Source organism: Methylobacterium brachiatum (assembly GCF_020523825.1).
Classification (GTDB): Bacteria; Pseudomonadota; Alphaproteobacteria; order Rhizobiales; family Beijerinckiaceae; genus Methylobacterium; species Methylobacterium brachiatum.
Genome location: NZ_JAJALK010000001.1, coordinates 264,565 through 284,515 on the forward strand (window position 1 = coordinate 264,565; position 19,951 = coordinate 284,515).

Here is a 19,951-nt window from a genome sequence, read left to right on the forward strand (position 1 = left end):
CACCACGCGCATCCCTTCCGCGGTTGCCGGGATGTCCCGGCCCTCGCGACGCGTTAGGGGAAGCGCGGGATGCGGGCAACGTCGGCGGCGCCGCAGCCCGCGGCGCTGCGCGCGTTGCCAACCGGGCCTGCGAGCGGTAGCCGTCTCCCGTCAGGGAGAGACGAGGCTGTAGAAGTGATGCGCCGCCGCACCCGCACGTTGATCGGCACGGTCGCGATGCTGGCCTTCGTCTGCCTCTACGGACCGCTGGCGATGGCGCTGGCCGACAGCCGCATCGCCGAGACGCCGGCGGCCATTCAGGCCGTGCTCTACTCGATCCTCGGCATCGCCTGGATCTTCCCGCTGATGCCGCTGATCCGCTGGATGGAACGGCCGGACAGCTGAGCAGACCCCTCGATTTCGCCGCACTCGGTCGCCAGAAGCGTCCGACCCGATTTCGAGATCCCCCGTTCGTGTATCGCTTGCCCATGCGTCTCAAGCATCTGGCCGCACTCGTCGTGCTGGTCGCGCCGTTTCCCGCCCTCGCGCAGGGCACGCCGCGCTCGATCGGCGAGTGCGAGCGCCTGAAGAACGATCTGGCCTACAACCAGTGCCTGGCGATGTTCGGACCGGCTGCCCGGAACGTGGCGGGCGGTTACGCCTCGGCCGACGCGGCCGCCGCCCCGGCCCTGGCCGAGGCGCTGCCCCAGGCCGAGGACGCCGTCGAGAACACGCCCAGCCGGAAGGGCCGCTACCGCTCGCGCCGCGGCGGCCGGCAATACGCTTCGTTCTCGACCAGCTATCGGCACCGCCGGCGGCGTTGAATCGCAACGCAGCCACTGACGCGCCGTACGACCTCGATAGCGATTGTCAGGCGACGTTGAGCCGGCGCCCCCGGTTCCAGGCCAGAAACGGCACGCCGGACAGCAGCCCCGCGAGTGCCGCCCGGGATTGATGGCAGCCGTTGATCGAGACGCGCGGCAGGGCGTGCAGATGGCCGGCATGCTCGGCGAAGAGGTGCCCGGGCCGGGTCGTCACCGCGGTCGCGAAGCCCTGCGCCTGCGCCAGCGCGAATTCCCGGGGACCGGCCGAACTCGGATCGCCCACCGGATAGGAGAGATGCCGGATCTCCCGGCCGAGTTCGGCCGCGATCCGGGCGCGGCCCTCGACGATCTCGCGCGCGGCCGTCGCCGCATCGTGCTTGGCGAGCATCGGGTGGCTGACCGTGTGGGCGCCGATGGTGACTGCCGGGTCCCGGGCCAGATCGCGCAGCTCGGCCCAGGACAGGCACAGCTCGGACGCCACGGCGCCCGGCGCAAGGCCGGCTTGCCGGCACAGATCCGCGATCCGGTCCAGCAGGTCGGCCTCGGTGCCGCGGCGCAGGTCGCGGTAGAGCGCCTCGAAGGCCAAGGCCTTCTCCTGCGGGCTGCGGGCCGGGAGGTCGAGGCTCCGTGCCCCGATGGCGATCCGCACCCGGTCGAGCCGCGCGATCGCCCGCTCCAGCTCGATCCACCACAGGCGGCCGCTTTGGTCGGCGTAGCCGCTCGTGACGAACAGGGTCCAGGGGACGCTGTGGCGCGCGAGGACGGGGCGGGCATGCTCGACATTGTCGCGATAGCCGTCGTCGAAGCTCAGGACCGCGAAGGGCGGCCCGTAATCCGGCGCAGCGAGCCGCTCCGGCACCGCGTCGAGCCCGATCACCTCGAAGCCGCGGGCGTCGAGCTCGCGCAGGGTCCGGTCGAGGAAGTCCGGCGTGATGCTCAGAAGCCGGTTCGGCGCGAAGGCCGGGACGGGGTCCGGGCTGACATGGTGGAAGGTGAGGATCACGCCGAGCCCGCGGGCGGCGGGCGCGAGCCAGCGGTCGGCGCCGAGCGCCTGGATCGCGCGGAAGCCGGACGCGAAGACCCGATGCTTGGCACGCGACGAGATCATGACTCGGACCCGATCGGGCCGCTCGGCCCGGGCGGGTACAGCGATCACCGGCCGGGGTAAAGAAACCCACAATCGCCGCCCGATCAGAAGTTCCGCCGGAAGATTGTATTAGCCAAAGCCACGATTTGCAGTGTTGGGTCGGGATACTCTGCTCCGCGAGTCACGGCTCATTCAGCGCGCCTCCGGCAAGGTCGGCGCTTGGCTCCGGGCTCGGCCCGGTTCGGCGGAGAGATCCGGGTATGGCGACCGGCGTCCAGGTGGCGGGAACGGACATGATCGGTGCACGCGCGTCCGGAACGCTGACCGCGGAGGTCTTTTCCGATCTCGCCGCCGTGGAAGCCCTGTGGCGGCGGCTCGAATCCAATCCGGCGAGCTTGCACACGCCCTACCAGCGGTTCGACTGGGTCTCGGCCTACCTGCGGGCGACCGGCACGGCGGCGGCGGCGCGCATCCTGGTCCTGCGGGACGCGGAAGGCCGCGCCAGGATCCTGCTCCCGCTGGTGCTCACGCAACGCTTTGGCCAGACGGTGGCCCGGGTCGTCGGGGACACGCATGCGAACTACCACCTGCCGCTCTTCGCCACCCGCGACGCCGCCGCAATCGCCCCGGGCGAGATCACGGCGGCGCTGATCAGCGCCGGGCGCCCGGCCGGCATCGACGTCTACGCGCTGCAGCATCAGCCCCGGATGTGGGACGGCGCGGCCAATCCGTTCGCGGAGACCGGTGAGCCGGAAGCCAGCGATGCCTATGGGCTGATGCTCGGTCCCGATGCCGACGCGACCGTGCGTCGTGTGTTCAGCGCCGATGCGCGCAAGAAGCTGCGCTCGAAGGAGAAGCGCCTGGTCGAGGCCAAGGGCGCCCTCGCGTATCGTCGTGCCGAGACCCCCGAGGAGGCGGCCCGGTATCTTGCGGCGTTCTTCGGCCACAAGGCTTTGCGGTTTGCCGGGATGGGCGTCGCCGACCCCTACGCCCCCGAGCCGATCCGACAATTCCTCGCCGCGGCTGCCTCCGGTGCCGACCCGGCGATGGAGATCTACGCCCTGTGCCTGGCCGAGAGCGGGCGTGTGCTCGCGACCTTCGGGGGCGCGGTGAGCGAGCACCGCTTCAGCGGCATGATGACGGCGTTCGATCCGGACCCGGAGATCGCCCGGTTCAGCCCGGGGGACCTGCTGCTGCAGCATCTCGTCGGCGACCAGACCGCAAGGGGCCGCCGGGGCTTCGATCTCGGCGTCGGCGAGGCCCGCTACAAGGCGAGCATCTGCGACGAGACGATCGGGCTGGTCGAGACGATCGTGCCGGTGAGCCTGCGCGGCCGAGCCTATGGCGTCGCCAGGATGGCGCTCACTCGGACGAAGCGCCGGATCAAACGCGATCCGCGGCTCTACGCGGTCGCGGCGCGCCTGCGGAAGCTGACGCGCCGGTCGTGATCTCAGGCGGCGTTGAGCCGGAGCTCGGGACCGGCCAGATCAGCCGTTGTGACGTGCTCGGCTGAGCGATCCTGCGCGACCAGGATCTGGCCGGCACCGGCATCCTCGGCAATCGCGTAGAGATCGGCCAGGGCCGGATCCTCGGCGGCGGCGTTCGACGCGATGATGACGCTGTCCATGTAGCCGGCGACGAGTTCCAGCAGGTCGACGGCGCCCGGCGCGGCGTGAAGCCGGCAGACCACCCAATCATAGGCCTCGGCCATGGCCTCGAAGGTCAGGCTCAGCGCATCCGGCCCGTCGAACAGCACCTCGGACGGGGCCCGGCCGGCGCCGATCCGGTGGAGGCCGGTATCGCGCGCGGGCTGAATCACATCCAGGAAGGCCGCATCGCCGGCGATCAGATCGGTGAAGCCGCGCTCGTCGGAGCGACCGCGCGCAGCGTTCAGATCGACCGTGACCAGGCTGGCCTTGCGGCCGAGCGCGCGCACCAGCGCATCGTGGAGCGCTTGGTCGCCGTGCGACGCTTCCGTCTCCATCACCAGGACGCTGCGTCCGGAGCGGTCACCGGGCTCGCGCACCACCGCGGAGATCCGGGCGATCAGCGGCGCCAGATCGTAGGCCTCGGCGGGCGGGCGTGTAGGGGCGGGTGGCGCGGTGGGCCCGGCCGGCTCGGCGCCCTCGGCGGTCTCGGACCAATGGGCCGGGGGCATCGCCTCCGGGAAGGCGAAGCCCGGGCGCGCGAGCTCCGGCTCGAGGCGGGTCCGCCGGTCCGAGGTGTCGAAGGCGGTGTCCGAGTCCCGCTCGCTGCGGCTTCCTTCCGCCAGGAGGGCGCTGGCGAGCACGCCGCCGACCGCCAGCATCAGCGTCACCAGGGTCGCGAAGCCGACGATCGGCAGCTTCTTCGGGAAGGACGGCAGTTCCGGGGTCACGGCGCGCGAGACGATGCGGGCATCGGCGGGCGTGGCGCTCTCGCCGTCGCGGGCGGCGGCCTCACGATAGCGGGACAGGTAGGATTCGAGCTGCTCGCGCTGCGCCTTGGCCTCGCGCTCCAGGGCCCGGAGCTGGATCTCGCTGGCATTGCCCTTCACCACCACGTCCTGCTGGCCATCGACGGCGGCCTGCAGGCTCTCGACCCGGGAGCCGGCGATCTTCGCGTCGTTCTCCAGGGTGCGCACGACGCGCTCGGCCGAGGTCTTGATCTGGGCGTCGAGGTCTTCGAGCTGGGCGTGCAGCTCCTTGATCCGCGGATGGGCCGGGAGCAGCGTGCGCGATTCCAACGCCAGCTGCGCCCGCACGGCGATTCGGTTGTCGACGATCCGGCGGATCATCTCGTTGTTGGCGACCTCGGTGATCTCGAAGGCGCGGCCGTCCTTGATCAGGTCCTTGATCGCCTTCACTCGGCCGGCGAGGTCGGCCTTCAGGATCCGGGCCTGGGAGAGCTGGCTCGACAGCTCGCCGAGCTGCTGGGTCGTCAGCGGCTGGCCGGTGGCACCGCCGCTGCCGACCAGGCCGTTCTTGGCGCGGAACGCCTCGACCTTCGCTTCGGCTTCCGCGACGCGCTTGCGCAACCCGTCGATATTGCCGCCCAGCCAGGAGGAGGCGTAGCGCGCGGTATCGACCTTGTCGGCCTCGAGCGAGGAAATGTAGAGCTGCGCGATGGTGTTGGCGCCCTCGGCGGCGAGCTTCGGGTCCTTGGCGCGGAACTCGATCGTCAGGATCCGCGACTTGCCGGCCGGATAGACCAGCAGGTGCTCGAAATAGGAATCGAGCACGCGGTCCTCGGCCGGACGGTCGAGAGGGTTGGCGCCGATGCCGAGCATCATCATCACGCGCTGGACCGGGCCGATGCTGCTAGAGCCCGGGTCGAATTCCGGATTGCCGACCAGCTTGAGCCGCCGGATCGCCTCGCGGGCGAGGTCGCGCGACATCACCACCTGGACCTGGCTCGCCACCGCCTGCTCGTCGATCGGCGCAAGCTGGTCGGTGCGCTCCTGGGCGGTGCGGGCGAAGGCCGGATCGCGGCTCTCCAGGATCAGCTTGGCCTCGCCGGTGTAGCGCGGGCTGACCACGTTGACGAAGATGCCCGCGCCCAGCGCGACAACCAGGGCCGGGCCGACGATCCAGCCGATCGACCGGCGCAGGATCTGCGGGACCTGCGCCAGGCCGACGCCGTCCCGGGCGCTAGACCGCGTGGCAGGTACGGCGTGGGGCGAGCGCAGGCTGATACGGGACATGAGACGCTCTGAACGCGAAGGCCGACGGGACGGCACGCGATGCCATCCGGGCGCTATTAGAGGTCGTTAAGGTTGCTTGGACGTTAAGAAAGCTTGCGCACCGGCCCGACGGGACTGGTCATCGGAATGATCAAGGTTCGTTAACCTTAACAGCCTACACCACGCCGACTTGGCACCCATGACGGCGATGGTGATGAACCGGCGCGCTCTGCTCCTCGCTCTTGGCTCGACTCTGACGCTCGGCGGCTGCCTGCGTCCGAGCTTCCGCACCGACCAGCTCGATGCCACCGGCACCGGATCGATCGGCGCGCGCTATCCGCTCTCGGCGGGCGACAAGCTGCGGGTGATCGTGTTCGGGCAGGACAACCTGTCGAACATTTACGCGGTCGATGGCGCCGGCAAGATCGCGATGCCGCTGATCGGCACCGTCCAGGTCGGCGGCCAGACCACCGGTCAGGCGGCCCGGGCGATCGAGGTGAAGCTCGCCGCCGGCTTCGTGCGCGAGCCGCACGTGACCGTCGAGGTGGATACCTATCGGCCGTTCTATATCCTCGGCGAGGTCACGACCTCGGGACAGTACCCGTTCGTCAACGGCATGACCGTGGAGACGGCGGTGGCGATCGCCGCCGGGTTCGGGCCGCGGGCGGCCCGGGACTACGCCGTGCTCACCCGCGATACCGGCAGCGGGCTCGTGTCGGGCATCGTGCCGATGACCTATTCGGTCCGGCCGGGCGACACGATCGTGGTCAAGGAGCGCTTCTTCTGAGCCGAAGGCCGCAACCGATTACTGCGCGGTCTTCCAGACGTTGATCACCCGCATGGCGGTCTGCTGCGGCGGGATCGGGGTGGCGATCGGCGGCGTCGATTGCGGTCCGCGCGCTACGACCCGGCGTGCCTCGCTCGCGGGCGTCGCGCCGACGGGCGTGAACAGGCCGGCGAGCTGCTTGCGTGTGCCCTTGCTGACGAAGCGCGACGTCTGCACGGACTCGAAATCCCGCAGGGCGTGGCGCTTGTCCGGATTGCCGGTGAAGACCTTGGCGCCGGTGTTGAGCACGACGATGTCGCCGGGCAGCAGGGTCTCGTCCTTCAGCAGCGCCGCAGCCGCGCCACCCTTCATGTCGATCGCGGTCTGACGGGGGCTGACCTCCAGCTCCTTAATCTCCTTGACGCGGATCCGGACCGGGAGCGCCGCGTAGCGCGTCTGCAGACGGTGGCGGGCGCTGCCGAGGCGGGGCGTCGCGCGCCGGTACACGGCGCGGTCCTGCGCCGGCTGGGGCGCTTGCGCTTGCGGCGCCTGCTGGGGCGCGGGCGCCGGCCGGGCTCCGAACAGCATCTCGAGAAACCCGACCTCGGCCGCCTGGGCCTGGATCACGGTTCCGGCGAGAAGCCCGGCGGCGGCGATGACGGCCAACGTGCTGCCCGTACGAAACCTCATAACATCCTCCGGCACCGGCGCCGATCTCGACCGCCGGACCTTCAACCGCAAGCTGCGCGAGAGGGTTCCGGAATATTGGAGGTTTGTAAGCGTAGTTCGAAGAACCACGCTGTGCGTGTCATTTAAGACCGAATCACCACCGGATCTATTGTGCAAAACCGGTTCGGCCGGCTCGCCCGTCGTCCGACGACCACAACCGGTCCGCAGGGAGATTCCACACTGTCCGGAACACACGGACCGGTCGGGACCACGCCCGATGCCGCGCGTCGCCAAGCTGCCGCCGCACCGAAGGCCTGGGCAGCGCTACGGCACGATGGTGCCGCTCAGGCCGGCGCCATCTGCTCGCCCTCGCCGATGCAGTCGAGGGCGCGCTCCACGGCGCTGACCGCGTCGAGGAGGTGCTGAACCGTGCGCTCCACCTCGAGCGTGGGACGGCCCATCGCCGCGGCGCGGGCACTCACATCCTCGAGCTGCTCGAGCAGGGCGAGGAGGTCGCCGGCCACGGTCACCACCTCGCAGCGGGCGAGGCGGGTGACGGTCGGGCGCGGCCGGAAGGGCAGGACGTTGCTCATCGCCGACGGTTCTGGCCCGAAAGGACCCGGATTCGCCAGGGGGAGGGGCCGCACTTCCGCCAATTGGCGGGCCCTATCCGCCGCTAACGCGTGGAAAGGTAGATTTTCCGTGGCCGCCGCGCATCGGAGGCGGCAGAATCGGTTTACGCCTCGCCGCCGGTCTTGACGGACTTGTCGCCGCCCTGACCATGCCCTCACCGGCCTTTCAAACTGCGATTCGGCGGCGGATAGTAATCCCTCGCCCGGCTCGGGATCGCCCAGGATCAATCATGCGCTTTACCCTTCTCGCGGTCTCGTTCCTGGCGGTGGGCGGGCTCTGCGCCTGCAACACCGACAGCCCAGACGGGCGCAGCGGCCTCGCCGAGAGCTTCCGGCTCGACAATTACCGGGCCTCGAACGACACGAACGGCACCCAGACCCGGCGCGACGTGAACCGGGCCTACACGCAGCCGACCCTGCCTTCGATCGGCAATCGCGGGTTCTGATCCCCGGCCCGGAAAGCCGCGTCCGGGATCCGGGACGCGGCGCTCGCGACGATCAGCGCTTCGCCATCGCGTCGGCGAAGGTGGTGATCCGGTTGCGGGCGTAGACCGGCAGGCCGGCGCTGATCGAGTTGCCGGTGTTGAAGCTCGAATTGCCCATCAGCACCTGGGCGGGGAGCAGGTTCTTCAGCACCGGCACCCGGGCATATTCGGCCTTGCGGTCCAGGACATCCGCCTTGATCGCCAGCGCCATGTAGGTGGTCACCACCGTCTTGGTCGGATCGTTCGGCATCGGCTGGAACACGGCCAGGAACTTGCCGAAGCGCAGGATCTGGTTGACCCAGAAGATCGTCTGCTCCAGCCCGCCGGTCACCGGCGTGTCGATCTTGGTCAGGGCCTTCAGCGGCGCGCCCTGGTCGGGGCCGAGCACCCGCAGCTCGCTCTGGAACGAGACATACTCGGCGATCTTCTTGGCCGAGCCTTCCTCGAGCTTGTTTGCGAGCTTCACGCCGAGCGGCAGCTTGCCTTCGAGATCGTAGCGCGATTCGATGCAGGCGCCGGCGCCCTCGCACCAGGGCCGGTCCGGGCGCTTGGCGAAGGCGGCGGCCGGGTCCTTGTTCGGCGTCACCTCGCCGGCCGTGATCGCCTTGTGCTTGATCGCCGGGTCCATCTTCTGGACGAAGCCGAGATTGGCGAAAGCCTGGAGGTCGATCGCCTCGGCCGGCCGCGCAACCACGAACCGCCCCTCGGCCACGTAGACCTTCAGGGTCTCGTGCCGCGGCTTGGTCACGCCGTTCACCGTCACCGTGTAGTCCGGCTCCTTGTAGCCGGGGAAAGGCGCCAGCACCGCGGCCTCGGCCGGGCGGGCCTTCAGCCAGTCGAGATACGGGATCAGCCCGTTCTCGGGCGCCGTGGGGTTGTCGCGGTGATCCGTGAACAGGATCTGCCCCGGCTTGAGCGTCGCCGGATCGAGGGCGGTGACCGAGGGCACCTCCTTGATCCGCTCCGAACCCGGCGCCGGGCTGGCGGCGGGCGTCTGCGCGCAGACCGGGTGGGCGGCCGTCAGGGCGAGGGCGAGGGCGGCAGGGAACGGCTTGCGCAACGGGTATCTCATCGATCGAGGGGCGGTCAGTAGCCCGGGTCTTCGCCGAACAGGTAATCCGGGTCGCGGCGGCGCGGCCGGCGCACCTCCTCGTCCCCGAAGGGCGAGCGGGCGGTCTGGCCGGGCCAGGGCCTGTAGGCGTCCTGGCCGTAGGAATCCAGATCGCCCTGCGCACGGCGGCTGCGCGGCGGCTGGCGCTCGCCGAACGGGTCGAGGGGATCAGGCGCCGGGCGCTCGCCGGTCATGGTGCCGTAGTAATCGCCGGCGACGCTGGCCCCGTCCTCGGCGCCGTTGAGGTCACCGTCCTCCGCATCGGGCCGCATGGCGTAGAGGGTCTCGCGCGGCACCAGGCGGAACTGGGTGTCGGCCATCTTGCCGTCGCCGCTCGTGCGGAAATGCTCGAGGAAACCGCCGCCCGCGACCCGCTGGCCGCTATGGGGATCGATCGGCAGGTCGGCGATGAACGGACGGGCCTCGGAGGAGGGGCCCCGCAGCGGCGTCTTCGGGACGCCGTTCGCCCAGGCTGCCTGGAGGATGTTCGACGCGATCGGCACGGAGACATGGCCGCCGGTCTGGCCGCGGCCCAGCGTCTTGCGGCTGCCGTCGGCGTTGTCGTAGCCGACCCAGACCACGACGGTGATCTCGTTGGTGAAGCCCGCGAACCAGGCGTCGTTCTCGTTCTCGGAGGTGCCGGTCTTGCCCGCGACATAGGCCGAGACCTTGGAGAGCGCCGCTGCGGTGCCGTGCTGGGTCACGCCCTGCAGCATGGTCTTCAGCTGATAGAACGCGACCCGGTCGGCCGAGCCGATCCGCACCGGCTCGCGCGGGGCGTGGGTGTAGAGCGCCTTGCCGTCCCGCTCGACCGATTCGAGGGCGTAGGATGCCGGGCGGGCGCCCTCGTTGGCCACCGCCGCGTAGAAGCCGGCGAGATCCAGCATCCGCACCGGCTGGGCGCCGAGCACGAACGGGTAATAGGGCTCGCACTCGGCGTAGATCTGCGCTTCGAGGGCGATGTCGCAGACGCGCTTCAGGCTGGCCGGCGCCTTCGGGGCGATGCCGCCCTGGAGCAGCCGGGCGGTCACGAGGTTCTTCGAGAATTCCAGGCCACGCCGCAGGGTCGTCGGGCCGGAGCCGCCGCCCTCGTAATTCTTCGGCGACCAGGAATCCCCGGCGCCGCCGATCGGCGGCAGCGTGACGGGGGAATCGAGGACCAGGGTGTTGGGCTGGAGCCCGGCATTGAGCGCGGCGAGATAGGTCAGCGGCTTCAGGGTCGAGCCGGGCTGGCGCACCGCCTGGGTGACCCGGTTGAGCTGGCTCATCGGATAGGAGAAGCCGCCGGCCATCGCCAGGATGCGGCCGGTCTGGTTCTCCAGCACGAGGGCCGCGCCCTGAACGTTGGGTCGGACCCGCAGCTGCGCCCGGGCCGCCCCGCGGCCCTCCGTCAGCTTCACCCGCACCACGTCGTAGAGCTGCAGACGGTTGCGGGCGATGCCCGGGTCGAGGATGGCGGTACGGCCGTCGGCGAGACCGACCTTCACGGGCCCGCGGCCGGCCTCCAGCACCACCGCGACCGGCCAGTGCACGTCGTACAGGGTCGGCCGGGAGCTCTCGAGGGCCCGCAGCCAGACGGGCTTGGCCTGCGGAGCGGCCGCGACCTTCGGCCGGGTCGCCTTCGCGCCCGGCTTCACCTCGGGTTTGGCGGGCTCCACCCGGGCGCCGGTCACCCCGGGGGCGGCCTGGACCGCACCTTCCGGGGCGGGCGTCGCCGCCTGGATCCGGCGGATGCTGTCGGCGAGGTTGAGCTCGGGGCCGGTATAGCTCTGCCGTCCGGTGGACCGCTCATAATTGGCCAGCCCGTCCTGCAAGGCCGACTCGACGGCGCGTTGGAGCCCGGCATTGATGGTCGAGCGCACGGTGAACGACCCGGCGGTCAGCGAATCCACCCCCGCGAAGGTGCGCGCCTCGCGGTTCAGGTAATCGACCACGTAGAATCCGGAATCCCGCCGTGTCGCGTCGACCGGCTTCAGCCCGAGATCGGCGTTCACCGCCGCGTTCATCTCGGCTTCCGTGATCGTGCCCTCTTCCTTGAGGCGGGCGAGCACGTAGGCGCGCCGCTCGCGCGCCCGCTCCGGGTACTTGTCCGGGCTGTAGAAGTTCGGCCCCTTGGGCATGCCGGCAAGCAGGGCCGCCTCCGGCAGGGTCAGCTGCCCGACCGATTTGCCGAAATAGCTCTGCGCCGCCATCTCGATGCCGTAGGCGCCGCGACCGAGATAGATGCCGTTGAGGTAGAGCCCGAGGATCTGCGGCTTCGTCAGGATCCGCTCCAGGCGGGACGCCACGATCATCTCGCGGATCTTGCGCTCGTAGGTGACGTCGTCGCCCACCGAGAGGTTCTTCACCACCTGCTGGGTGATGGTCGAGCCGCCGGCCGGGCGGCCGGGCGAGGCGAGGTTGCCGATGAACGCGCGGATCACGCCGCGCTCGTCGATGCCGTGGTGGCTCTCGAAGCGCTTGTCTTCCGCCGCGATGAACGCCTTCTGCACCAGGTTCGGCACCGCGGTGATCGGCACGACGAGGCGTCGGCCGTTCGGCTCGAAGGTCTCGGCGAAGGGCTTGCCGGCGCCGTCGAGGATCCGGGTCATGCCCGGCAGGGCCTTGTCCCGGAGCGCCTCGGCGGTGGGCAGGTCCTTGGTGGCGTTGTCGTAGAATTCGATGACCTCTCGGGCGTTGAACGGCGAGATCGCCGGGTTCTCGCCCTTGCAGAACTGCTTGTAGCTCGTGTTCAGCTCGTCGAGGTTCAGCCCGTGCAGGATCTTCGGCGCGGCCGGCCCGGCCACGCTCGACGGATCCTCCATGGCGGTGGTGATCAATTCATCGAGATTGATGTCCTCGATGTCGAACGCCTTGCGCATGTGGGCGCAGCCGTCGCGCAGCAGGCGCACGACCTCGGCCTGGTCGGTGAACGGATCGAACTGGGTCCGCACCGCGTCCGGCCGCGTGGTGACCTGGCTCAGCGTCAGGGCCGTCGCGAACAGCTTGATCAGGATGGCGTTCATGCGGTCCGGATTCGAGGGGCGAGTCAGGGCCCGGCCGGGATAGCGCTACGCCGGGGCTGGTGGATAGGCGCTCCACAACGCGGCTGATTTGAGACAGCCCACGGCAACGCTTTCGTGAGGCTTGACGTTCGTCGTGCGCGGCAAAGACGAGGACCGGCATGATCACCGATCTCTGGTACAAGAATGCGGTCATCTACTGCCTGTCGGTCGGCACCTTCATGGATGCCAACGGCGACGGCATCGGCGACTTCGCCGGGCTGGAACGGCGGCTCGACTACATCCAGGGATTGGGCGCCACCGCGATCTGGCTGATGCCGTTCCAGCCCTCGCCCAAGCGCGACGGCGGCTACGACATTGCGGACTATTACGGGGTCGACCCCGATTACGGCTCGCTCGGCGATTTCGTCGCCTTCGCGCACGCGGCCAAGCAGCGGGGCCTGCGGGTGCTGATCGACCTCGTGGTCAACCACACCTCCGACAAGCACCGCTGGTTCCAGTCGGCCCGCTTGGACCCGAACTCGCCCTACCGCGACTGGTACGTCTGGTCGAAGGAGCGCCCGGCCACCACCGATGAGGGCATGGTCTTCCCGGGCGTGCAGGAGACGACCTGGACCTACGACGAGAAGGCCGGCGCCTGGTACTTCCACCGGTTCTTCGACTTCCAGCCCGATCTCAACACCGCCAATCCCGAGGTGCTGGCCGAGATCCTGAAGATCATGGGCTTCTGGATCGAGCTCGGCGTCTCGGGCTTCCGCATGGATGCGGTGCCTTTCGTCATCGCCGAGAAGGGCGCCGATGTCGGCGGCAAGCCGCGCGAGCAATTCGACATGCTGCGCGACTTCCGCGAGTTCCTGCAATGGCGCAAGGGCGACGCGATCATCCTGGCCGAGGCCAACATCCTGCCAAAGCAGGATCTCGACTATTTCGGCGACGACGCCGACCGCATGCACATGATGTTCAATTTCCAGGTCAACCAATCGACCTTCTACGCCCTGGCCGCGCACGATGCGCGACCGCTGGTGAAAGCGATCGAGCGGACCAAGCCGCGCCCGCTCTCGTGCCAGTGGGGCATCTTCCTGCGCAACCACGACGAGCTGGACCTCGGCCGGCTCACCGAGAAGCAGCGCGAGGCGGTGTTCGCGGAGTTCGGCCCCGAGAAGCGGATGCAGCTCTACGACCGGGGCATCCGCCGCCGCTTCGCCCCGATGCTGGCCGGCGACCCGCGCCGGATCCGGCTCGCCTACTCGCTGATGTTCACCCTGCCGGGGACGCCGGTGCTGCGCTACGGCGACGAGATCGGCATGGGCGACGACCTCGCCCTGAAGGAGCGCGACTGCGCCCGCACGCCGATGCAATGGACCGCCGAGCACCAGGGCGGCTTCACCAAGGCGGAGCGCACGGTGCTGCCGCCGATCGATCACGGCCCCTACGGCTACGCCCATGTCAACGTCGCCGACCAGCGCCACGACCCGGGCTCATTGCTCAACTGGATGCAGAGCCTGATCCGCCAGCGCAAGGAGGCGCCGGAGATCGGCTGGGGCGACGTGACCGCGGTCCCGACCGGCCTGAACTCGGTCCTGGCCCTGCGCTACACGTGGCGCGGCAATGCCGTCCTGTGCGTGCACAACCTCGCATCCGAACCGGTCGAGGTCGCGCTCGAATCCGGCGCGGCCGAGCCGGAGCACGACATCCTGATCGACGTGCTGACCGGGTCGCGCAGCGAGGTCGGCCCCGACGGCAAGCACTGCCTGTTCCTCGAGGGCTACGGCTACCATTGGTTCCGGGTCGGCGGGCTCGACGCCCTGCTGAGGCGGACGCCGGGCTGACGGGCGGCGCCTCGCCCTGGCCCGGCCGGCGCGGTAAGGCTCGCCCCGAAGCGAGGTTGCACATGGTTCGGTCGAAGCACTACCCGTCGGACGCGACGATCGCGGACGTCCTGCCCAGCCTCGAGGATGCCGAGGGCTATCTCCGGCAGGTGCTGGTGACGATGCGGATGTGCCAGAAGCATTACGGCGATGCCTGGGTGCGGATCGGCGTCACCGGCAAGGCGACCGCGCCCTCCTACCGGATCGACCGGCCGGACGCGTCCGCGACGCCCGCGGAGGACGGCGCGACCGAGGCCGGTGTCGCGATCTTCGGCGCCTATGGCGGGCGGTCCCACGACCGGTTCACCAAAGTGAACACCGCCGAGACCCGCTGGAGCAGCCGATCTCTCGGCATGGCCGAGATGCTGGCGCTCCACGACAGCCTGCGCCGCCCGAAAGATGGATCGGCCTGACCGCGCCGCGATGGTGCCGCCCGGACGCTTCTGCGCTAGAACCGGACCGAGAGCGCCGGCGGCGGCGCAGCCAACTCGCGGAACCCCATGCCAGGAACGCCCCGCGCCGGGATCATCCCGGTCACGCCCTTCCAGCAGAACTGCACGCTGATCTGGGACGACGCCACCAAGGTCGGCGCGGTCGTCGATCCCGGGGGCGACCTCGACCGGATCGAGGCCGCCATCCGGGAGCAGGGCGTGCGGGTGGAGAAGATCCTGCTGACCCACGGCCATGTCGACCACGCCGCCGGCGCCGACGAGCTGCGCGAGCGCCTCGGCGTGCCGATCGAGGGGCCGCACCTCGCCGACAAGTTCCTGCTCGATTCCCTGCCGGAGACGGCGGCCAATTACGGGATCGGCGAGGGCAGGGCCTTGACCCCCGATCGCTGGCTCGACGACGGCGACGCCGTGACGGTGGGCGAACTCGGCTTCGACATCCTCCACTGCCCGGGCCACTCGCCCGGCAGCGTCGTGTTCGTGAGCCGGGACGCGCGCTTCGCCCTGGTCGGCGACGTCGTGTTCAAGGGCTCGGTCGGCCGCACCGACCTGCCGGGCGGCAACCACGAGCAGTTGATCCGGGCGATCAAGGAGAAGGTCCTGCCGCTCGGCGACGACATCGCCTTCATCCCCGGCCACGGGCCGACCGGGACGCTCGGCGAAGAGCGCGTCTCCAACCCATTCCTTCAGGGCTGACAGCATGGACAAGCGCCGCATCGGCCGCTCCGACCTCCGGGTCGCGCCCTTCTGCCTCGGCGGCAACGTCTTCGGCTGGACCGCGGACGAGGCGACCTCCTTCGCGATCCTCGACCGGTTCGTGGAGCGCGGCTTCGACTTCGTCGACACCGCCGACGTCTATTCGCGCTGGGCGCCCGGCCATCAGGGCGGCGAATCCGAGGCGGTGATCGGAAAGTGGTTCGCGGCGCGACCGGGCGCGCGGGACAGGATCGTGCTGGCCACCAAGGTCGGCATGGATATGGGCGAGGCCGGCAAGGGGCTCTCGGCCCGGCATATCGAGGCGGCCTGCGAGGCCTCCCTGCGGCGGCTCCAGACCGACCGGATCGACCTCTACCAGTCGCATGTCGACGATGCGGAGGTGCCGCTGGAGGAGACGCTGCGGGCCTATGAGCGCCTGATCGCCGCCGGCAAGGTCCGGGCGATCGGCGCCTCGAATTACGGCGCCACGCGGCTCGCCGAAGCGCTAAAGATCTCGGCCGCCTCCGGCTTGCCCCGCTACGAATGCCTCCAGCCGGATTACAGCCTCGCCGAGCGCGGCTTCGAGGCCGAGCTCGCCCCCCTGTGCCGGGCGGAAGAGATCGGCGTGATCGGCTATTTCTCCCTCGCCGCGGGCTTCCTCACCGGCAAGTACCGCTCTGCCCAGGATGCGGCCGGACGGGCCCGGGAAAACCGGGTCGCGAAGTACCTCACCCTGCGCGGCCTGGCGCTCCTCGACGTCCTCGATTCGGTCGCCCGGGACCACGGCGCCACCCAGGCCCAGGTGGCGCTCGCCTGGATCATCGCCCGGCCGGGCATCACCGCGCCGATCGCCAGCGCGACCTCGGTGGCGCAGCTCGACGACCTGCTCGGGGCCGCCGCGCTGACCCTGTCGGCGGACGCGATCGCCCGTTTGGACGCGGCCAGCGCGGGCGGAATCCAGGGCTAACGCGGCGTTAAGCGCCGGGCCTCAGAAAAGCGGGTGCACGGGTCCGGCGCGAGCCCGTAAAATCGTGCAATCTCAACGCGGAACCCCTATATCAGGCGGACCAAGCGAGAGCGCAGGCGTGGGCGCCCGACGGCGCGAGTCCCTCCGTCGCGAACTGGTCCGCCTGCCCGAGGAATTTCATGGCCGACATCCCCCCGAACGAGCCCGCCGAGTACGGCGCGGAATCGATCCGCGTGCTGAAGGGCCTCGACGCCGTCCGCAAGCGCCCCGGCATGTATATCGGCGACACCGACGACGGCTCGGGCCTCCACCACATGGTCTACGAGGTGGTGGACAACGCCATCGACGAGGCCCTGGCCGGCCATGCCGATCTCGTCACCGTCCAGCTCAACGCCGACGGCTCGGTCACCGTGTCCGATAACGGCCGCGGCATCCCCACCGACATCCACAAGGAAGAGGGCGTCTCGGCGGCCGAGGTCATCATGACCCAGCTGCACGCGGGCGGTAAGTTCGACCAGAATTCCTACAAGGTCTCCGGCGGCCTGCACGGCGTCGGCGTCTCCGTGGTCAATGCGCTGTCGTCCTGGCTGAAGCTCCGGATCTGGCGCAACGAGATGGAGCACGCCATGGAGTTTCGCCACGGCGATGCCGTGTCGCCGCTCAAGGTTGTGGGCCCCGGCAACGGACGCCGCGGCACGGAAGTGACCTTCCTGCCCTCCACCGACACCTTCACGATGATCGAGTTCGATTACGGCACGCTGGAGAAGCGGCTGCGCGAGCTCGCCTTCCTCAATTCCGGCGTGCGCATCGTGCTGACCGACGCGCGCCATGCCGAGCACAAGCGCGAGGAGCTGTACTACGAGGGCGGCATCGAGGCGTTCGTCCGCTACCTCGACCGTTCGCGCAAGCCGATCGAGGGCATGTCCAGCCCCGTGGTGGTCCGCGCCGAGCGTGAGGGCATCCGGGTCGAGGTCGCGTTCTGGTGGAACGACTCGTTCAACGAGACGGTCCTGCCGTTCACCAACAACATCCCGCAGCGCGACGGCGGCACGCATATGGCTGGCTTCCGGGCGGCGCTGACGCGGCAGATCACCGGCTACGCCGATTCGTCAGGCGTCTCGAAGCGCGAGAAGGTCTCGCTCACCGGCGAGGATTGCCGCGAGGGCCTGACCGCGGTCATCTCGGTGCAGGTGCCGGATCCGAAATTCTCGTCGCAGACCAAGGACAAGCTGGTCTCGTCCGAGGTCCGCCCAGCGGTGGAGAACGTGCTCAACGAGGGCCTGTCCACCTGGCTCGAGGAGAATCCGCAGCAGGCCCGCTCGGTGATGGGCAAGGTCGTGCTGGCGGCCTCCGCCCGCGAGGCCGCCCGCAAGGCCCGCGAGACCGTGACCCGCAAGGGGGCGCTGGACATAGCCTCGCTGCCCGGCAAGCTCGCCGATTGCCAGGAGCGCGACCCGTCGAAATGCGAGATCCTGCTGGTCGAGGGCGACTCGGCCGGCGGCTCGGCCAAGCAGGGCCGCGACCGGGCGTTCCAGGCGGTGCTGCCGCTGCGCGGCAAGATCCTCAACGTCGAGCGCGTGCGCGCCGACCGGATGCTGTCCTCGGTGGAGATCGGCACGCTGATCACGGCGCTCGGCGCCGGGATCGGCCGCTCGTCCACGGACCGCGAGGGATTCAACCCGGAGAAGCTGCGCTACCACCGCATCATCATCATGACCGATGCCGACGTGGACGGCTCGCACATCCGCACCCTGCTGCTGACGTTCTTCTTCCGCCAGATGCCGGAGCTGATCGACCGCGGCCACCTCTACATCGCCCAGCCGCCGCTCTACAAAGCCGAGCGCGGGCGCAAGGCGATCTACCTCAAGGACGAACGCGCCCTCGAGGATTACCTGATCGACCAGGGCACCGACGGGGCGATCCTGCGGCTGTCGACCGGCGCCGAGTTCACCGGCCCGCAGCTCAAGAGCCTGGTCGAGGAGGCGCGCGGCTTCCGCAACGTGCTCCAGGGCCTGCACACCCGCTACGACCGGTCGGTGGTCGAGCAGGCGGTGCTGGCCGGTGCATTCGACGCCGAGGCGGCCACGCGGCCCGGCGAGGCCGAGGTGCTGGCCGACATGACCGCGCGCCGCCTCGACCTGATCGCCGACGAGATCGAGCAGGGCTGGCAGGGCGAATCCCACGAGGGCGGCTATCGCCTCACCCGGACGCTCCGCGGCGTGAAGCAGGTCGCCACGCTGGATGCCAGCCTGATCTCGTCCCAGGAGGCCCGGCGCCTGTCCGAGCGCGCCGACGCGTTCCGCGAGATCTACGGCGAGCCCGCTACGCTGATGCGCAAGACCGACGAGACCGTGCTGCACGGGCCCGTCGCCCTGTTCGAGGCGGTGATGGCTTTCGGCCGCAAGGGGCTTCAGCTCCAACGCTACAAGGGCCTGGGCGAGATGACCGCCCAGCAGCTCTGGGAGACGACGCTGGACCGCGAGGTGCGCTCGCTTCTGCAGGTGAAGGTCAAGGACACGACCGACGCCGACGACCTGTTCGTCAAGCTGATGGGCGACGTGGTCGAGCCGCGGCGCGAGTTCATCCAGGACAACGCGCTGAGCGTCGCCAACCTGGACGTGTAGCGCCCGCTATGTAATTTCTCAGTAAAACATATCCCGGGAAGCGAGTTATGTGGACCGATTTACTGAGAAGCCTGACCTCGCCGGCATATCGGCCGGTTTTCAGGCCGGTAGAGCATTGATTCAGAGATGCTCTCCGCTGTCAACATCGAGCTTTCGTCAGTGCCCTTTGGTGACCGAGATCCAACGCTTCGGGGATGGTTACCTGCTGAGCGCCATGGCCGCCGAAGCCGTCGGGGTACGGACCGCTTAGGTTCGGAGTGGGTAAGGAAGACGGGGTTCCATCCGGCGTTGGTCGTCGCGGCGGGTGCCAGAGCGGGCAAACACCCTCGCAACGTCGACCGGGCGTCGGAGGAGGCCCAAGCCCTCATGGGGCCGCCCCCCTTCGGTTATGATTAAGCCGCCCGGCTCCTGAAAGGACTGCCTCATTGTAAGTGCTGGCGCTCAGAACAGCATCCAGCCGGTCCTGCAACCGCTCCGGCAGTACGGACTCTCAGTCCACCATCGCGGGCGTACCGACCAAGCCGACGATGGCAGCTACGGCCGCCTCACACTCGCCGGCGTCCATCTCCGTAACCTTGGCGTAGATGTCCGGCGAGCGTGGAAGACCCTTCATCCCCGCGATGCCCGATACCTGAGCGGGGGCGAACGTGGCTTGGGTAGCAAGGTCGCCGTCCTCCAGGGCGAGCATCGGGATGGACGAGTAGAGATCGTCGAGCCTCAACTCGACCCCGATGGCCGCTAGCCGGAGGACGGCGTTGGTCCTTGTTGGACTTCGTAGTGCCATCCGTCTCCCTGACGGTGAAAGAAATCAACCCGGCGCTGGTCCTGCGCGACAAGGACGAAATGCATGAGGTCCGGCAGCGTCTGGTATTCGAGCCATTTCCCGCCGCGGTCGTACCGTCAGGTCATCGAGGGGCCGGGTCAAGGCATCGTGGGCGATGGAGCCGCCGACCAGCATGCGGATTACCTGCCCGTCGATGTACTCCAGCCGCTCCCCTTCCTCCGCCGCTTCGCAAAGGCGTTCGTACTCATCCAGCCCGATGAAGTCGTCGCGTAACGCAGCGGGCATGCTATGGCCCTAGAGGTTCCCCCTCCTCATACGCTTGGACGTGGCGATCCGGAAGCTGCGGG

General features: G+C 69.4%; 18 protein-coding genes. 11 read left to right on the top strand and 7 right to left on the bottom strand.

Annotated elements, in window-relative coordinates; all coding sequences use genetic code 11:
- Nucleotides 1-177: 177 nt before the first annotated feature.
- Both LGR69_RS01260 and LGR69_RS01265 read left to right on the top strand, forming a co-directional pair.
- Complete coding sequence (locus LGR69_RS01260) at nt 178-384, top strand: DUF2842 domain-containing protein (protein WP_007563876.1); 207 nt, start codon at nt 178-180, stop codon at nt 382-384.
- Nucleotides 385-467: 83 nt separating this feature from the next.
- Nucleotides 468-803 carry a hypothetical protein gene (locus LGR69_RS01265; RefSeq protein WP_007563878.1) on the top strand — a complete coding sequence of 112 codons (336 nt, stop codon included), beginning with the start codon at nt 468-470 and terminating at the stop codon, nt 801-803.
- Between the two features lie 46 nt (nt 804-849).
- Here the strand turns inward: LGR69_RS01265 and LGR69_RS01270 are convergent, their stop codons facing one another.
- Nucleotides 850-1,911, bottom strand: a complete 1,062-nt coding sequence (locus LGR69_RS01270) for a polysaccharide deacetylase family protein (RefSeq protein ID WP_230364960.1) — start codon at nt 1,909-1,911, stop codon at nt 850-852.
- 239 nt (nt 1,912-2,150) lie between these two features.
- Here LGR69_RS01270 and LGR69_RS01275 point away from each other — a divergent pair, with 239 nt between their 5' ends.
- Nucleotides 2,151-3,338 (top strand): GNAT family N-acetyltransferase, encoded by a 1,188-nt coding sequence (locus tag LGR69_RS01275; protein ID WP_370881342.1) that lies wholly within the window; start codon nt 2,151-2,153, stop codon nt 3,336-3,338.
- 2 nt (nt 3,339-3,340) lie between these two features.
- Here LGR69_RS01275 and LGR69_RS01280 read toward each other — a convergent pair whose 3' ends face one another.
- Nucleotides 3,341-5,572, bottom strand: a complete 2,232-nt coding sequence (locus LGR69_RS01280; protein ID WP_230364962.1) for a GumC family protein — start codon at nt 5,570-5,572, stop codon at nt 3,341-3,343.
- Between the two features lie 187 nt (nt 5,573-5,759).
- Between LGR69_RS01280 and LGR69_RS01285 the strand changes: the two genes are divergently transcribed.
- A complete protein-coding gene (locus LGR69_RS01285; RefSeq protein WP_230365208.1) occupies nt 5,760-6,338 on the top strand; it encodes a polysaccharide biosynthesis/export family protein in 579 nt (192 codons plus the stop codon).
- Nucleotides 6,339-6,356: 18 nt separating this feature from the next.
- On the opposite strand, the gene LGR69_RS01290 is transcribed toward LGR69_RS01285, so the two are convergent.
- Together LGR69_RS01290 and LGR69_RS01295 are read right to left on the bottom strand one after the other, a co-directional pair.
- Entirely contained in the window at nt 6,357-7,007 is a 651-nt protein-coding gene (locus LGR69_RS01290) for a hypothetical protein (protein WP_230364963.1), read from the bottom strand.
- 323 nt (nt 7,008-7,330) lie between these two features.
- On the bottom strand, nt 7,331-7,579 hold the full coding sequence (locus LGR69_RS01295) for a hypothetical protein (RefSeq protein WP_007563890.1): 249 nt from the start codon (nt 7,577-7,579) through the stop codon (nt 7,331-7,333).
- A gap of 269 nt (nt 7,580-7,848) precedes the next feature.
- Here LGR69_RS01295 and LGR69_RS01300 point away from each other — a divergent pair, with 269 nt between their 5' ends.
- Entirely contained in the window at nt 7,849-8,064 is a 216-nt protein-coding gene (locus LGR69_RS01300) for a hypothetical protein (protein ID WP_007563892.1), read from the top strand.
- Nucleotides 8,065-8,116: 52 nt separating this feature from the next.
- Here the strand turns inward: LGR69_RS01300 and LGR69_RS01305 are convergent, their stop codons facing one another.
- Together LGR69_RS01305 and LGR69_RS01310 are read right to left on the bottom strand one after the other, a co-directional pair.
- Nucleotides 8,117-9,163, bottom strand: coding sequence for a hypothetical protein (locus tag LGR69_RS01305; RefSeq protein WP_091861596.1), 1,047 nt, complete (start codon nt 9,161-9,163; stop codon nt 8,117-8,119).
- Nucleotides 9,164-9,189: 26 nt separating this feature from the next.
- The gene (locus LGR69_RS01310; RefSeq protein WP_230364964.1) at nt 9,190-12,219 is read right to left on the bottom strand and encodes a penicillin-binding protein 1A; all 3,030 of its coding nucleotides are present in this window, start codon (nt 12,217-12,219) and stop codon (nt 9,190-9,192) included.
- 158 nt (nt 12,220-12,377) lie between these two features.
- Here LGR69_RS01310 and LGR69_RS01315 point away from each other — a divergent pair, with 158 nt between their 5' ends.
- From LGR69_RS01315 to gyrB, 5 genes are all read left to right on the top strand, one after another.
- Nucleotides 12,378-14,045 carry an alpha-amylase family protein gene (locus LGR69_RS01315; RefSeq protein WP_230364965.1) on the top strand — a complete coding sequence of 556 codons (1,668 nt, stop codon included), beginning with the start codon at nt 12,378-12,380 and terminating at the stop codon, nt 14,043-14,045.
- Between the two features lie 62 nt (nt 14,046-14,107).
- Nucleotides 14,108-14,497, top strand: a complete 390-nt coding sequence (locus LGR69_RS01320; protein ID WP_230364966.1) for a hypothetical protein — start codon at nt 14,108-14,110, stop codon at nt 14,495-14,497.
- 87 nt (nt 14,498-14,584) lie between these two features.
- A complete protein-coding gene (locus LGR69_RS01325; RefSeq protein WP_230364967.1) occupies nt 14,585-15,229 on the top strand; it encodes an MBL fold metallo-hydrolase in 645 nt (214 codons plus the stop codon).
- A gap of 4 nt (nt 15,230-15,233) precedes the next feature.
- Nucleotides 15,234-16,196: an aldo/keto reductase gene (locus tag LGR69_RS01330; RefSeq protein ID WP_230364968.1), complete on the top strand. Its 963-nt coding sequence runs from the start codon at nt 15,234-15,236 to the stop codon at nt 16,194-16,196.
- Nucleotides 16,197-16,375: 179 nt separating this feature from the next.
- Nucleotides 16,376-18,820 carry a DNA topoisomerase (ATP-hydrolyzing) subunit B gene (gene gyrB / locus LGR69_RS01335; protein WP_007563907.1) on the top strand — a complete coding sequence of 815 codons (2,445 nt, stop codon included), beginning with the start codon at nt 16,376-16,378 and terminating at the stop codon, nt 18,818-18,820.
- 490 nt (nt 18,821-19,310) lie between these two features.
- Here the strand turns inward: gyrB and LGR69_RS01340 are convergent, their stop codons facing one another.
- Nucleotides 19,311-19,604 carry a hypothetical protein gene (locus LGR69_RS01340; RefSeq protein ID WP_007563909.1) on the bottom strand — a complete coding sequence of 98 codons (294 nt, stop codon included), beginning with the start codon at nt 19,602-19,604 and terminating at the stop codon, nt 19,311-19,313.
- 63 nt (nt 19,605-19,667) lie between these two features.
- On the opposite strand from LGR69_RS01340, the gene LGR69_RS01345 reads away from it, so the two are divergent.
- Nucleotides 19,668-19,877, top strand: coding sequence for a hypothetical protein (locus LGR69_RS01345; protein ID WP_007563911.1), 210 nt, complete (start codon nt 19,668-19,670; stop codon nt 19,875-19,877).
- The last annotated feature ends 74 nt before the right edge of the window (nt 19,878-19,951 follow it).